This is a genomic window from Roseomonas sp. OT10 (assembly GCF_020991085.1).
GTDB classification, from domain to species: domain Bacteria; phylum Pseudomonadota; class Alphaproteobacteria; order Acetobacterales; family Acetobacteraceae; genus Roseomonas; species Roseomonas cutis.
Genome location: NZ_CP087719.1, coordinates 302395 through 316287, shown reverse-complemented (window position 1 = coordinate 316287; position 13893 = coordinate 302395). Strand labels below are relative to the sequence as shown.

The following is a 13893-nucleotide window of genomic DNA, read 5'->3' as shown; positions in this document are numbered from 1 at the left end:
GACGGCAGCCGCGTAGAGCCAACTCGCAGCGGGGTCCGGGGCCCGCTTGTGGCCCCGGCAGGGGAGGGTCTGGGAGGGGACGGCGTCCCCTCCCGGTCCACCGCCGGAACCCGCAGAACGACGGGTCATTCCGCCGGCCGGATCAGCCTTCCGGTCGGCCGAGGGCACCGCGGCGCCGCAGGTCGGCGATCCGTTCCGGCGGGTAGCCCAGCAGCCCGCCCAGCACGGCCTCCGCATCGGCGCCGATTTCCCGCCCGGTCCAGCGCACCGGGGCGGGGCCGCCATCCACGCGCGGCACCACGCCGGGGTGCAGGGTCCGGCCGATCAGCGGGTCCTCCACCTCCACCACCATGCCGCGATGGCGGAACTGCGGGTCGGCGGCGATATCGGCGGTGGTGTAGGAGCGGGTCGAGGGGATGTCGGCCGCCAGCAGCACCGCCTCCAGCGCCGCGGCATCGTGCCCGGCCGTCCATTCCCCGATGATCGCGTCCAGCACGCGGGCGTTGGCGACGCGCGACTGGTTGCCGAGGAAGCGCGGGTCCTCCGCCAGCTCCGGCTGTCCCATGGCGGCGGCCAGACGGCGGAACAGCGGGTCGGAGTTCGCCGCGATCAGCACCCAGATGCCGTCGCGCGAGCGATAGGCGTTGGACGGCGCGGCGGTGGCGATGGCGCCGCCCGCCGGCTGCCGTACCGTGCCCAGCGTGCCGTATTCCGGCAGGCTGCCCTCCAGCAGGCTCAGCACCGACTCCGTCAGCGCCACGTCGATGCTGGCGCCCTTCGCGCCCTGCCCTGCCGCGGCGGTCCGCTCGCGCCGCCACAGCGCGGCGACCACGCCCAGCGCCGCGTAGATCCCGGCGACCGAATCCCCCAGGCTGACCCCCACCCGCACCGGCGGCAGGTCCGATGTGCCGGGGGCGTGGTCCGTCAGGTGGCGGATGCCGCCGATCGCCTCGCCGATCACCCCGAAGGCGGCGCGGTCGCGATACGGCCCGTCCTGGCCATAGCCGGAGACATGCGCCACCACGAGGTCCGGCCGCACCGCGCGCAGCGCCTCCGGCCCCAGCCCCAGCTTCGTCAGGTGGCCGGGGCGGAAGTTCTCCACCACCGCGTCGCAATGGCGCACGAGGTCCAGCACGACGGCCTTCGCCTCGGGCCGCTTCAGGTCCAGGGCGAGGCTGCGCTTGTTGCGGCCATGCACGCTCCACCATGGCGCGTGCCCCTGCACCTTGGCCCCCCATTGCCGCACCGGGTCGCCCCCGGGCGGCTCCACCTTGATCACCTCGGCGCCCAGATCGGCCAGCAGCCGGGTGGCGAAGGGGGCGGCGATGAAATGCCCCAGCTCCAGCACCCGCAGCCCCTCCAGGGGCCCCACCGATCCCGCCGCGTCCGTCCCGTCTGTCATGCCTACTCCGCCTGGGCTACTCCGCCCGGATATCCGCCGCGCGCACCACGCGCGTCCACTCGTCCAGCTCCCGCTCCACGCGGCGCGACAGCTCGGCCGGCTCCATGTCGCGCACCAGCGCGCCCTGCTCCTCCGCCTTGCGCTTGAACTCCGGCGTCGCGACCACGGCGCGCACCGCCCCGCCCAGCCGCTCCAGCACCGGCCCCGGGGTGCCGGCGGGGGCGAAGACGGCGAACCAGGCGATGATGGTCAGGTCCGGCAGCCCGGATTCCGCCAGCGTCGGCACCTCCGGCAAGGCGGGATGGCGCGTGTCGGAGGTGATGGCCAGCGCCCGCAGCGAGCCATCGCGCACGAAGGGCATCAGCGGCGGCGGGGTGGTCATGAACAGCTCCACCCGGCCGGCGAGCAGGTCCTGGGTCACCGGCCCGGTGCCGCGATAGGGGACGTGGACGAGGTCGATCCCCGCGCGCTGCTTCAGCAGCTCCGTCCCCAGGTGCTGCATCGAGCCGTTGCCGGAGGAGGCGTAGTTCAGCTTGCCCGGATGGGCCTTGGCATAGGCGATCAGCTCGGCCAGCGTCCGCGCCGGCACGCGCGGGTTGGCGAAGAGGACCTGCGGGCTGTCCATCAGCAGCCCGACCGGGGCGAAGTCGCGCTTCACGTCGTAGCCCAGGTTCGGCACCACCGCCGGCGAGCCGACATGGTAGCCGGAATACTGCACCAGCAGGGTCAGCCCGTCCGGCTTCGCCCGCGCCACATGCCCGGTGCCGAGCGCCCCGTTGGCCCCGGCGCGGTTCTCCACCACCACCGGCTGGCCCAGGCGCTGGGACAGGGGCTCGGCCAGCAGCCGGGCCGCGAAGTCCGTGGTACCGGCCGGGGCGGTGGGCACGATCAGGGTGACGGGGCCGGCCCCCTGCGCCGCGGCGCGCCGGAGGGGCGCAGGGGCGAGGAGGGCCGGCAGCAGGGCGGCCAGCGGCCGGCGGCGGAGGGACATGGACGGGTCTCCCGGGCGGGTTGCCGGACCTTGCGGCCGGCGGCTTGGCGCCAGGATGGCGCAAGGCGGCGGCGGGGGCCATGCCGGGCGCGGCATGGCCCGGCGCCCGGGCAGACCCTCACGCCCGCCAAGCCCGGCGCCGGCCCCCATCCCCGCTCTGGCCCGCGGGGCGGGCATCCGTTATGGGGCAATCCGCGTCCCCGATTTCCGATTGCGGCCCGTCCCGTGCAGAACATGACCACACCCGGCACGGCCGGTGCGCGCGCCTCCGGGGCGGATGGCTCCCAGGCCCCCCGCGCCGCGCCGCGCGTCGCGGTGCTGATCCCCTGCTACAACGAGGTCGTGGCCATCCCGAAGGTCGTCGCGGATTTCCGCCGCGCCCTGCCGCAGGCATCCCTGCACGTCTACGACAACAACTCGCGCGACGGCACGGCGGAGGCGGCGCGGGCCGCGGGGGCCATCGTCCGGCGCGAGGCGCTGCAGGGCAAGGGCCACGTCATCCGCCGCATGTTCGCCGACGTGGAGGCGGACATCTACGTGCTGGTGGATGGCGACGACACCTACGACGCGGCGGATGCGCCGCGCATGGTCGCGCTGCTGCAGGAGGAGCAGCTGGACATGGTCAATGGCGTGCGCGTCACCGAGATCCAGGCCGCCTACCGCCCGGGCCACCGCCTCGGCAACGCGCTGCTGACCGGGATCGTCGCGCACATCTTCGGCAACCGCGTCAGCGACATGCTCTCCGGCTACCGCGTCTTCTCCCGCCGCTTCGTGAAGTCCTTCCCCGCCCTGGCCGCCGGCTTCGAGACGGAGACGGAGTTCACCGTGCATGCGCTGGAGCTGCGCATGGCCGTGGGCGAGGTGCCGACCGCCTATCGCGACCGCCCCGCGGGCTCCGCCTCCAAGCTGCGGACCTATGCGGACGGGCTGCGCATCCTGCGGACCATCATGGTGCTGGTGAAGGAGGAACGGCCGCTGCAGTTCTTCTTCGCCATGGGCGGGGGGCTGATGCTTCTCGCGCTGGCCATCGGTATCCCCGTGGTGCTGGAGTTCCTGCGCAGCGGCCTGGTGCCGCGACTGCCCAGCGCCGTGCTCTCCGCCTCGGTGATGCTGCTGGCCTTCCTGTCCTTCACCTGCGGCCTGATCCTCGACTCCGTGGCGCGGGGACGAAAGGAGATGAAGCGGCTGGCCTACCTCGCCGTGCCGGGCGTGCCGGCCGGCCAGGGCTGATGCCCGTCCGTGGGGGCCGGAATGCCCCGCCGCCTCCCCCGGCTTCCGCCAGGCCACGCCGGCCGGGTCGGATCATACGGCCGGTGGTCACGCCCGGCTGTCGCGCCCGGTGCTCCGGCGTCGGACCGGGTGGAGGCTCCGCCTCCCCCCGCACCCCCCTCCGCCGGGGCCACAAGCGGGCCCCGGTCCCCGCTGGGAGTCTGGTGCTGCGCGGCTGCCGGTAGCCTCCGGGCTGAACCCTGACGGAACGCGGACAGACGGGACTCCGAAGAAGCTCAGAAGGCGTCAGCGAGGGCGGCGGCCGGTCCCGCCGAGGAGCCATGCTCCTCGGCGCATTGACCCCGTCACAGTCATCCGCGCGGCAGCGCCCTTCGGGTCCAGGGCCCGCAGGGTCCTGGCGGAGTGGGGGTACGGGGGCGAGGCAGCGCCTTGCCCCCGGGCCACGGGCACCAGTCCGGCAGACGTCAGCGCATCACGCCAAGCGTATCAGCCCTCGGGATCGCAGAGCGCGGCCAGCCGCCGCTTCAGGGCGCGCTCATGCCGGGCGATCCATGTCTCGTCGGCGACATCCAGTGCCTGGTTGATCAGCTCGACGCAGCGCTCCCAGGAGAAGTTCCGCGTCACGAAATCGTAGCCCTCCTGCTGCAAGGCGTCCCAGAGGGCCGCATCCTTGTAGAGTCGCGCGACCTGCCGGGCGAAATCCCCGGCCTCGTCGGCGATGAGGGTCTCCCGCCCGCTGGTCAGCCCCATCCCCTCCGCGGCGATGGAGGTGATGACGGAGGGCGTGCCGCGCCGCAGGGTCTCGATGACCTTGCCCTTGATGCCCGCCCCGTAGCGCAGGGGCGCGACGAAGACGCGCGTGGCGTCGAAATACGGCTCCAGCTCGTCGGCATAGCCGACCACCACGATGCGTTCGCCGGCCATCGCCTGGATGGACGGCGGCGCCCCGGCCCCCACGATGACCAGCCGCGCCTCCGGCGGCAGCTGCGGCAGCAGCAGCGGCCAGATCTCGCCGACGAGGTACTCCACCGCGTCGACGTTCGGCACGTGCGCGAAGCCGCCCAGGAACATGATGTCGTGCCGGTCCGCGCGGCCGGAGCGCGTGGGGCTCAGCTCCGTGATCCAGGGGATCTCGACGATGTTGTCGACGGCCACCTCCTGCTTGATGATGGCCGTCTCCACCGGGGTATGGACGATCGTGCAGTCCACCTGGGCGATCAGCTCCAGCTCGGCGATCTTCGTCATCATGGCGGCGGCGCGGCCGCTGCGCCGCCGCCGCAGCCGGGCCTCGCGCTCCTGCCGGAGGTAGTGCAGGTCGACGTTGTTGAAGAGGATGCGGGCCTGGGGCAGCTCCCGCCGCAACGTGCCGTAGACCTGCTCGAGCACGTTGAAGCGGAAGGCGAAGACGATGTCGAAGGCCCCGTGGAAGGCGAGCGCCTCGTCGATGTTGCGGGCGAAGGGGCTGTGGATGCACTCGATCCCCTCGCGCTGGAGCGCGGCCGTGTAGTCCGGGTCGGGGAGGTAGTTGTGCTGCGGCACGAAGGCGACCTGGTAGCCGAGGCTCTGCAGGACACGCAGCATGCCGACCATCACCACGGAGCCGGCGTCACGGTCCGGCGTCGGCGTGATCGCGTCCAGCGCCAGCAGCCGCTCCTGCGCGTACCGCCCGGCCTCGGTATCCGGATTGCCGCCGCTCGGCCCATGGGTCGCGAGGACAGGCTTCCAGCGCCCGGCGAAGCGCTCCATCTCCGCCGCCTGCCGGGCCTCGCCATCCGCCGGGGCGTCGCGCCCATGCGGTTGGCCCCCGTAGTGCAGCACGGCGGCCAGGGGCTGCATCCACACCTCGTATCCCGCCTCCTGCAGCCGGAAGGCCAGGTCGGCATCCTCGCGCCGGGCTGGGGCGAAGGTGCCGTCGAACCCGCCCACGCGCCGCCAGGCCTCCGCCGGGACGGCGATGGCCGCGCCGGAGCAGTAGTCGGCCCGGCGTGCGAAGGAATACTTCGGATTGTCCGGATCCTGGCCCTGCCCGTATGGCTGGGCGTCGCCGTTGCGCCAGAGGATGCCTCCCGCCTCCTGCAGGGTCAGGCCCTCGTTCAGCAGCTTCGACCCGACCAGCCCGGCGCGGCGGAAGAGGCGGAAGCTGCCGATCAGCTCGTCCAGCCAGCCATCGGCGACGCGGGTGTCGCTGTGCAGGAAGACGAGGATGCGGCCCCGGGCGACGGCCGCCCCGCCGTTGCAGGCTTCGCCGAACCCGCCATGCCTGTCCTGGCGGAGGTAGCGGATCCAGGGGATCGTGCCGAGGCTTTCCGTCCGCATCTCCGCCGGCGGGGTGCCGTCGACGACGATGATCTCCGCCGGGTGCCGCGAGCGGTGGCCGGCCAGGCTGTCCAGGCAGTTCAGCACGGAGGGGAGCCGGCCGTGGACGGGGATGATGATCGACACCTCCGGCTCCAGCCGGTCCAGCGGGATCGCCGGGCTGCGGGCGATCAGGTCATCGACGGCCGCCCCGGCCCCCTCCCCCGGCGGCACGCCGCGGCGCCCGGAGAGGCCGAAGCGCCGGAAGAAGGCGCGCCCCTGCACCACCTCCCGCATCACGGCATTCGTCGTGGCCGAACGCCCGTTCTGCGGGGGCGCCAGCCTCCGGTCCTCCGCCATGCCGCAGAGGACGTAGTGCGTCAGCGGCTCGAAGCCCGCGGCGGCGACGTCCGGATTGGCGGCAAGGTAGGCCAGCGGATCGAAGGAGGGGTTGGGTCGGCGGCCCTCCAGATGGCCATGGGACAGGTAGTGCTCCAGCGGGTCCAGCTGGTTCGCGTCGATGTCGGGATAGACCGCGCGGTAGTACTCCACGTCGAACAGGCCGCTGGCGTTGATGGCCGCATGGGGGTCGGGCATCGGCGCAGGCTCCGGCACCTCCGCTTCCGGCACCGGCTCGGGGACGGGCGGCGCGGGCGGAAGGGCTGGCGATCCGCGGCCGTGGCAGATCCGGCGGAGAACCCGGGACAGCAACATGCGGGCGCTCCGTCAGGCCGTCTCGTCGGGCGCCGGCGACGCCGCGGCCGTGGCCTGGCGGCGCTTGGCCCCCCACCCCCTCAGCCGGGCGATGGTCCGGCCCCGGTCCTTCTCCCGGCCCGGCGACACGAGGAACGGCGATTCAGGACCGCCCGGCGCTATCGTCGTCATAGGCATTCCGTTACCACCTTGGAGAGGGGTGAGGCACCGCGCGCGATCCGCCCCGGCCGAGACCGGTTCTACCGGATGCTGCGTTGCAGGGCGACCGGCCGCCCGCGGAAAGCCTCGCCGACGCGGCGGCCGGAGCCGGACATTGCCGCGGACCGGCCCGCGGCCTTCCGGGCAGTTCCCTGTCTTCAGGCATGAAGCCGAGTGCCGGCGTCAGGCCGGCCGTCCCCCGGACGCCGCGGCCCCTCGCCGGCCCGGCACCGGCACGGCTCAGCGCTCCAGCAGCGCCCGCGCCTGCGCCGCATCGGCGGCAATGGCCGCCTTCAGCTCCTCCAGCCCGGAGAAGGTCGCATCCGGCCGCAGGAAGGAAAGCAGCCGGACCCGGATCTCCTGTCCGTAGAGGTCGCCGGACCAGTCGAAGAGATGGACCTCCAGCCGGGTCTGCGGGTCGCCCCCCAGGGTGGGGCGGCGGCCGATATTGGCCACGCCCCGGGCCTCGCCCCCGTCGGGCAGGCGGATGGTCACGGCATAGACCCCGCGCGCCGGCTCCAGGTGCCGCCCCAGCCACAGGTTCGCGGTCGGCCAGCCCAGCACCCGGCCGAGCTTGTCGCCATGCACCACCTCGCCCCGGATCTCCCAGGGCCGGCCCAGGTCGCGCGCCGCCCGCTCCGGGTAGCCATCCTGCAGGGCGCGGCGAATCCGGGTGGAGGAGATCGTCCCCTCCGCATCCGCGACGGCGGGGACGATGCTCAGCCCGATCCCCCGCGCCTCGGCCAGCCGCGCCAGCACCGCCACGTCGCCGCCGCGCCGGTGGCCGAAGGCGAAGTCGGCGCCGCAGGCCAGGTGCCGCGCGCCGATCCCCCGGTGCAGCACCGCCTCCACGAACTCCTCCGCCGGCATCGCCGCCAGCTCCGCCCCGAAGGGCAGCGCGTAGACGAGGGCGCAGCCCGCCTCGGCCAGCGCCTCCCGCTTGGCCGGGAAGGGGGTGAGCCGGAAGGGCGGGTCGTCCGGACGGAAATGCTCGCGTGGATGCGGCTCGAAGGTCAGGGCGGCGAGCGGCAGGTCGGGCCGCGCCGCATGGGCGGCGCGCAGCACGGCGCGATGGCCGTGGTGCACCCCGTCGAGATTGCCCAGCGCCACCGTGGCGCCGCGCTGCCCGGGGGGGAGGTCGCGCCAGCTCCCGACCGCGAGGCCCGCGGCCGGCAGCGGTCCGGGGGGCAGGAGGCCGCTCATGTCGGAATCGTCATGGGGCGATCAGGCCTGGGCCGGGCTTTCGATCCACTTCGTCACCGGTGGCGGGCGGAAGGCGGCCAGCATGTCCAGCGCCTGCCCGGGGTCCTCCGCCCGCATCGCCAGCAGCCGGTGCTCGGGCTTCAGGAAGCCCTCCCGCTGCATCGCGTCCAGCGTCCGCAGCAGCCCGTCCCAGTAGCCCGCGATGTCCAGGAAGACGGCGCCCTTCTCGTGCAGGCCGAGCTGCGACCAGGTCAGCACCTCGAACACCTCCTCCAGCGTGCCGAAGCCCCCGGGGAGGATCACGAAGCCGTCCGACAGCTCCGCCATCATCGCCTTGCGCTCGTGCATCGACTGGACGACGTGCAGCCGGGTGACCGAGCCATGCCCGACCTCGCGCTGCATCAGCGCCTCGGGGATGATGCCGTCCACCTCCGCCCCCGCAGCCAGGGCGGCGTCGGCCACGAGGCCCATCAGCCCGACCTTGCCGCCGCCATAGACCAGCCCCATCCCGCGTGCGGCGATGGCCTGGCCCAGGGCACGGGCGGCCTCGGCATATTCGGCGCGGTTGCCGGCATTGGCACCGCAGAAGACACAGATCCGTTCCATGGTCATGGCCCTGATGTAGCCTTCCGCCGGATCGCGCGCGAGGGCCGGGGCCGCACCGCCCATCGGGATGGGGGCAAGCCCCGCCACCGGCGCGGGCATTAAGTCTCCATCATGTCCTTTCCGCGGGCAGCGGGAGGCTGTTAGGCTCGCCGGAAGGACGCGGTGAACCGCGCCGGGGCCCGCTCACCGGGCCGTGAGGAAGCGTACAGGAGCATCACGCATGCAGCGGCGCACGTTCATCGCCCTTCCCGCGGCCGCCGTCCTGGCGGCCCCGCACGTCGCACGGGCCCAGGCCAAGCGGCAACTCGTCTTCGTGGTCAACGTCTCGGCCGATTTCTGGACCATCTGCCGGCGCGGGGTGGAGAAGGCCAACCGCGAACACCCCGACTACGACATGTCGCTCCTCGTCCCCGGCCAGGCCAGCGCGGCCGAGCAGCGGCGCATCATCGACGAGCTGCTGGCGCGCAAGGTCGCGGGCATCGCCATCTCGCCGATCGACCCCGCCTCCTCGACCGAGGTGCTGAACCGCGCCGCCTCCCAGGCGGTGCTCTTCACCTCCGACAGCGACGCGCCGCAGAGCAACCGGCTGGTCTATATCGGGACCGACAACGTCGCGGCCGGGCGCGAGGCCGGCGCCCAGATGAAGCGCGCCCTGCCCGAGGGCGGCAAGGCGCTGCTCTTCGTCGGCACCATGGACGCGGCCAACGCGCGGGAGCGCGTGCAGGGCATCCGCGAGGCGCTGGCCGGCTCGAACATCGAGATCGCCGACATCCGCACCGACGAATCCGACATCGCCCGCGCCAAGCGCAACGTCGAGGACGCGCTGACCCGCTCGCCCGACGTGAAGCTGCTGGTCGGGCTCTGGGCCTACAACACGCCGCAGATCGTCCAGGCGGTGAAGGCCGCCGGCAAGGAGGGCAGCGTCAAGGTGGTGGGCTTCGACGAGGACGGGCTGACCCTGCGCGGCGTGGCCGAGGGCGTCGTCACCTCCACCGTGGTGCAGCAGCCCTTCGAGTTCGGCTACCAGTCGATGATCGGCATGGTGAAGGTGCTGAACGGCGACAGGTCCTTCATCCCCGCCAACAAGCAGATCATCATCCCCACCCGGATCATCGACAAGGCGAACGTGGCCGACTTCCAGGGCCAGATGCGGCAACTCCTCTCGGGACGCTGATCGCCACCATGGACGGGCCCTCCCCGGCCCGCCCCTCCCCTGCTGCGGTGGGACCGGCTCCGGCGGGCCCTCTGCTGGAGCTGGAGGGAATCCGGAAGTCCTACCCCGGCGTGCGCGCGCTGGACGGGGTGGGGCTGACCCTGGCCGCCGGCGAGGTCGTGGCGCTGCTGGGCGAGAACGGTGCCGGCAAGTCCACCCTGATGAAGGTGCTGGGCGGCGTGGTCGCGCCCGATGCGGGGGTGATCCGCATCGGCGGCCGCGAGCACGCCGCGCTGACGGTGGCGGCGGCGCAGCGCGCCGGCATCGCCTTCGTCCATCAGGAGCTGAACCTCTTCGACAACCTCGACGTGGCGGCGAACGTGCTGTTCGGGCGGGAGCCGCTGCGCGGCGGCCCGTTGCGCCTCATCGACCGGGGGGCGATGCGGGAGACGGTGGCGCCGCTGCTGCGCCGGCTCGGCGCCGATTTCGGTCCCGACGCGCCGGTCGCCGCCCTCTCCATCGCCCAGCGCCAGCTCGTCGAGATCGCCAAGGCCCTGGCCGCGGACGCGCGGGTGCTGATACTGGACGAGCCCACCTCCTCCCTGACGCTGAGCGAGACGGACCGCCTCCTCACCCTGGTCGGCGAGCTGCGCGCGGCGGGGACGGGCATCGTCTACATCACCCACCGGCTGGGCGAGGTGGTGCGCTGCGCCGACCGCGTGGTCTGCCTGCGCGACGGGCGGCTGGCGGGCACGCTGGCGCGGGAGGAGATCGACCACGCGGCGATGATCCGGCTGATGATCGGCCGCGACCTGCGCTCGCTCTACATCCCGCCGGGACGCGCCCCCGGCGAGGGTGGGCTGGTGCTGGAAGGGCTGGTCACGCCCTTCTTCCCCGATCGCGCCATCGACCTGCATGCGCGTCCGGGCGAGATCCTGGGTCTCGCCGGGCTGGTGGGGTCGGGGCGGACCTCGCTCGCCCGCACCGTCTTCGGGGTGGACCCGGCGCTGGCCGGCGCCATCCGGCTGGACGGCAAGGCGCTTCCCATCCGCAGCCCGCGCGACGCCATCGCCGCCGGGGTCTATCTGGCGCCCGAGGATCGCAAGCGCGCCGGACTGGTGCTGGAGATGCCCGTGCGGGACAACGTCACCCTCGCCGGCCTGCCCTTCTATGCGAGGCTGGGGCTGGTGGACCGGGGGCGGGAGACGGCGGCGGCCGAGGAACAGCGCCGGTCCCTGCGCATCAAGGTGCCGGAGGTGGCGACGCGGGCGGGCGCGCTCTCGGGCGGCAACCAGCAGAAGGTCGTGCTGGGCAAGTGGCTCAGCATGGCACCGCGGGCGATCCTGTTCGACGAGCCGACGCGCGGCATCGACGTGGGCGCGCGCGGCGAGATCTACGCGCTGATGCGCGGCCTCGCCGACCGGGGCGTGGTGGTGCTGATGATCTCCTCCGACATGGAGGAGGTGATCGGCGTCAGCGACCGCATCGCCGTGATGCATGAGGGGCGCGTCAGCGGCACGCTGGAGCGGCCGCAATTCAGCGAGGCCGCCGTGCTGCGCCTCGCCATCGGCCAGCACGAGAGCGAAGCCAGGGATCCGGTGCACGCATGAGCAAGAAGGAACTGGTGCTGGCGGTGCTGCTGGTGGTGATCGGCGGCATCACGGCGGCGCTGAACCCGCTCTTCCTGTCCAGCACGAACCTGCTGAACATGGCCAACCTGATCGGGCTGTTCGGCATCTTCTCGATCGGCCAGGGGCTGATCATCATCACCGGCGGCATCGACCTGTCCGTGGGCTCGATGTTCGCCCTGCTCGGCATCATCCTCGTCGACCTGCTGGCGAATTACGAGGTCGCCTGGCCGCTGGCGGTGCTGGCCGTCCTCGCCGCCGGGCTGCTGCTGGGGCTGCTGCACGGCTTGCTGGTGACGCGGATGAAGCTGCAGCCCTTCGTGGTCACGCTCTGCGGACTGCTGATCTACCGCGGCGCCGCGCGCTACTACTCGAACGACGGCACGATGGGCTTCGGCTACGCCACGGGGATCGACACGCTGACCTGGCTGGCGGCGGGGCGCTCCTTCGGCATCCCCAACCCCTTCCTCATCCTCATCGTGGTCTCCCTGGTCATGGCGGTGGTGCTGCACCGCTCCGTCTTCGGGCGCTACCTCTACGCCGTGGGGCGCAACGAGGAGGCGGCGCGGCATTCGGGCATCGACACGGACCGGGTGATCACCGGCGCCTATGTGGTGGGCGGGCTGCTGGCCGGGCTCTCCACCGTGCTGCTGGTCTTCTACACCTCCTCCGTCTCGCCCTCCTCCTTCGGCAATTTCTACGAGCTCTACGCCATCGCGGCGGCGGTGCTGGGCGGCTGTTCCCTGCGCGGGGGCGAGGGGTCGATCCTGGGCATCGTGCTGGGCACGGTGCTGCTCCAGATCCTGCAGAACCTGGTGAACATCCTGGGCATCCCCTCCTCGCTGAACTTCGCGGTGATGGGCAGCGTCATCCTGCTCGGCGCCATCGCCGACCAGCAGATCTCCCGGCGGCGGCAGGCGTCGCTGGCCGGGACCGCGCCGAAGCTCGCGGGGGTGCCGGCGGAGTAGCGGCGCATCGGCCCGGCCGCTTGATTCAGGTCAAGGCGGCGGGCGGAAAGCGGAGCTCTCCTGTCCTCATCGGGGCGGCCATCGGGGTTTGCCCCGGAAAGGAGTCCGGCGCAGGCGCCGGGACAGCGGCCATGTCCGACATCGCCCTCCATGCCAATGCCGTCCAGGCCCGGGCCCAGGCACGGCCGGGAGTCCCGGCCATGACCATGCTCCGGGTCCTGCTCGGCCTGTTCTACCTGCCGCACTTCTATTCCAAGGTGGTGGGCTTCGAGAGCACCAGCGTCTTCTTCGCCAAGGCCGGCTTCCATCCGCCCGGGTTCTTCGTCGCCTTCTCGGCGGCGGCGGAGCTGGCGGTGGCCGTGGCGCTCATCCTCGGCCTCTTCACCCGCTACGCGGCGCTGGTCTCCTTCGTCCTGATGGTCGTGGCGGCCTATGCGATCATCCAGGTCAAGGGCCTCGGCTGGTACTGGTCGGGCGGCGGCATCGAGTACCTGGTGATGTGGGGGCTCGCCTCGCTCGTGGTCTTCGTCCACGCCTGGCGCGAGGAACCGGGGCTGCTCGGCTTCGGCCGGAACATCCGGCTCTGAGGCACCGTGCCGCGGAGGCCATCGCCTCCGTGGCACGCGGAACCCCCGGCGGGCCTCCCGCCGGGGGTTCCGCCATGCCCGGGATGGCCCGGGTCAGTCCACGCCGTGGCCCCAGCTCGCCAGCACCATCCCGCGGACGGCATGCAGGTCGCCGGCGACGTGCCGGCACAACCCGCGCATCTCCTCCGTCGCCTCCAGCAGGTCGGGAACCATCACCGTCATCATCCCGGCCGAGGCAGCGGAGCGCACCCCGTTATGGGAATCCTCCAGCGCCAGGCAACGCTCCGGCGCCAGGCCCAGCCGGGCGGCGGCGGCCAGGAAGGGGTCGGGCGCCGGCTTGCTCCGGGCATAGTCGCCCTGGGCGACCACCGCGTGGAAGCGCCCCGTCAGCCCGTGCGCGGCCAGATGGTGCGAGACGCTGGCATGGCGGGAGGAGGTGGCGATGGCGCGCGGCAGGCCGAGCGCATCCAGCGTGTCCAGCAGCTCCACCACCCCGGCCTTGAGGCAGAGGCCGGTCTCCAGCAGCGCCTCGAACCGCCCGGTCCAGACGGTGCGGAAGGCCGCGACCGCCGCCTCCGACCCCAGATGGGCCACGAGCTGGCCCTGGATCACCGGCCAGGGGCAGCCCAGCATGGCGCGGTGGACCTCGTCCGTCATCGGGTGCCCCATCTCCTCGGCGGCGGCGAAGAGGGAGGCGCGGTAGAGCGTCTCCGTGTCGAACAGCAGGCCGTCCATGTCGAAGACGACCGCCTCGGGCCGTTGCGGGAGCGGCATGGGCGAGAGGGGCATGGGCGGGGTGATAGCGCCGGCCGCGCCCGGCCGGGAGCGGGAAGCGGGCATGGCCGCCCTGCCCCGTGCCGTGCCGGGCCGGGCCGCCCGATGGACAGGCGGCGCCCGCGGCGCGACACCGGGGTACAG

General features: G+C 73.0%; 11 protein-coding genes. 5 read left to right on the top strand and 6 right to left on the bottom strand.

The genetic code is table 11. The annotated features are described in order from the left end of the window. Nucleotides 1-142: 142 nt before the first annotated feature. Both LPC08_RS01600 and LPC08_RS01595 read right to left on the bottom strand, forming a co-directional pair. Nucleotides 143-1402, bottom strand: coding sequence for a CaiB/BaiF CoA transferase family protein (locus tag LPC08_RS01600; protein ID WP_230450988.1), 1260 nt, complete (start codon nt 1400-1402; stop codon nt 143-145). Nucleotides 1403-1418: 16 nt separating this feature from the next. After that, a complete protein-coding gene (locus tag LPC08_RS01595; protein WP_230450987.1) occupies nt 1419-2393 on the bottom strand; it encodes a Bug family tripartite tricarboxylate transporter substrate binding protein in 975 nt (324 codons plus the stop codon). A 234-nt stretch (nt 2394-2627) separates the two neighbouring features. Between LPC08_RS01595 and LPC08_RS01590 the strand changes: the two genes are divergently transcribed. Next, nucleotides 2628-3623 carry a glycosyltransferase family 2 protein gene (locus LPC08_RS01590; protein ID WP_230450986.1) on the top strand — a complete coding sequence of 332 codons (996 nt, stop codon included), beginning with the start codon at nt 2628-2630 and terminating at the stop codon, nt 3621-3623. A 486-nt stretch (nt 3624-4109) separates the two neighbouring features. On the opposite strand, the gene LPC08_RS01585 is transcribed toward LPC08_RS01590, so the two are convergent. The 3 genes from LPC08_RS01585 to LPC08_RS01575 all read right to left on the bottom strand — a co-directional run bounded on the left by LPC08_RS01585 (nt 4110) and on the right by LPC08_RS01575 (nt 8645). Further along, nucleotides 4110-6515 carry a glycosyltransferase gene (locus tag LPC08_RS01585; RefSeq protein ID WP_230450985.1) on the bottom strand — a complete coding sequence of 802 codons (2406 nt, stop codon included), beginning with the start codon at nt 6513-6515 and terminating at the stop codon, nt 4110-4112. 555 nt (nt 6516-7070) lie between these two features. After that, on the bottom strand, nt 7071-8033 hold the full coding sequence (locus LPC08_RS01580) for a bifunctional riboflavin kinase/FAD synthetase (RefSeq protein WP_230450984.1): 963 nt from the start codon (nt 8031-8033) through the stop codon (nt 7071-7073). A gap of 21 nt (nt 8034-8054) precedes the next feature. Next, the gene (locus LPC08_RS01575) at nt 8055-8645 is read right to left on the bottom strand and encodes an LOG family protein (protein WP_441295823.1); all 591 of its coding nucleotides are present in this window, start codon (nt 8643-8645) and stop codon (nt 8055-8057) included. A 214-nt stretch (nt 8646-8859) separates the two neighbouring features. Here LPC08_RS01575 and LPC08_RS01570 point away from each other — a divergent pair, with 214 nt between their 5' ends. From LPC08_RS01570 to LPC08_RS01555, 4 genes are all read left to right on the top strand, one after another. Next, entirely contained in the window at nt 8860-9813 is a 954-nt protein-coding gene (locus LPC08_RS01570; RefSeq protein ID WP_230450983.1) for a sugar-binding protein, read from the top strand. Nucleotides 9814-9821: 8 nt separating this feature from the next. After that, nucleotides 9822-11402: a sugar ABC transporter ATP-binding protein gene (locus tag LPC08_RS01565; RefSeq protein ID WP_230450982.1), complete on the top strand. Its 1581-nt coding sequence runs from the start codon at nt 9822-9824 to the stop codon at nt 11400-11402. Continuing rightward, on the top strand, nt 11399-12388 hold the full coding sequence (locus LPC08_RS01560) for an ABC transporter permease (protein ID WP_230450981.1): 990 nt from the start codon (nt 11399-11401) through the stop codon (nt 12386-12388). The genes LPC08_RS01565 and LPC08_RS01560 overlap by 4 nt, the downstream gene beginning before the upstream one ends. A gap of 131 nt (nt 12389-12519) precedes the next feature. Next, on the top strand, nt 12520-12975 hold the full coding sequence (locus LPC08_RS01555; RefSeq protein WP_230450980.1) for a DoxX family protein: 456 nt from the start codon (nt 12520-12522) through the stop codon (nt 12973-12975). A 93-nt stretch (nt 12976-13068) separates the two neighbouring features. Here LPC08_RS01555 and LPC08_RS01550 read toward each other — a convergent pair whose 3' ends face one another. Next, on the bottom strand, nt 13069-13764 hold the full coding sequence (locus tag LPC08_RS01550; RefSeq protein ID WP_230450979.1) for an HAD family hydrolase: 696 nt from the start codon (nt 13762-13764) through the stop codon (nt 13069-13071). Nucleotides 13765-13893 lie beyond the last annotated feature (129 nt).

Excerpts from the sequence above, each read along its gene's own strand:
- LPC08_RS01550 (WP_230450979.1), bottom strand. The coding sequence starts at position 13,764 with ATGCCCCTCTCGCCCATGCCGCTCCCGCAACGGCCCGAGGCGGTCGTC.
- LPC08_RS01585 (WP_230450985.1), bottom strand. The coding sequence starts at position 6,515 with ATGCCCGACCCCCATGCGGCCATCAACGCCAGCGGCCTGTTCGACGTG.
- LPC08_RS01590 (WP_230450986.1), top strand. The coding sequence starts at position 2,628 with ATGACCACACCCGGCACGGCCGGTGCGCGCGCCTCCGGGGCGGATGGC.
- LPC08_RS01595 (WP_230450987.1), bottom strand. The coding sequence starts at position 2,393 with ATGTCCCTCCGCCGCCGGCCGCTGGCCGCCCTGCTGCCGGCCCTCCTC.
- LPC08_RS01575 (WP_441295823.1), bottom strand. The coding sequence starts at position 8,645 with ATGACCATGGAACGGATCTGTGTCTTCTGCGGTGCCAATGCCGGCAAC.
- LPC08_RS01570 (WP_230450983.1), top strand. The coding sequence starts at position 8,860 with ATGCAGCGGCGCACGTTCATCGCCCTTCCCGCGGCCGCCGTCCTGGCG.
- LPC08_RS01560 (WP_230450981.1), top strand. The coding sequence starts at position 11,399 with ATGAGCAAGAAGGAACTGGTGCTGGCGGTGCTGCTGGTGGTGATCGGC.
- LPC08_RS01565 (WP_230450982.1), top strand. The coding sequence starts at position 9,822 with ATGGACGGGCCCTCCCCGGCCCGCCCCTCCCCTGCTGCGGTGGGACCG.
- LPC08_RS01555 (WP_230450980.1), top strand. The coding sequence starts at position 12,520 with ATGTCCGACATCGCCCTCCATGCCAATGCCGTCCAGGCCCGGGCCCAG.
- LPC08_RS01580 (WP_230450984.1), bottom strand. The coding sequence starts at position 8,033 with ATGAGCGGCCTCCTGCCCCCCGGACCGCTGCCGGCCGCGGGCCTCGCG.
- LPC08_RS01600 (WP_230450988.1), bottom strand. The coding sequence starts at position 1,402 with ATGACAGACGGGACGGACGCGGCGGGATCGGTGGGGCCCCTGGAGGGG.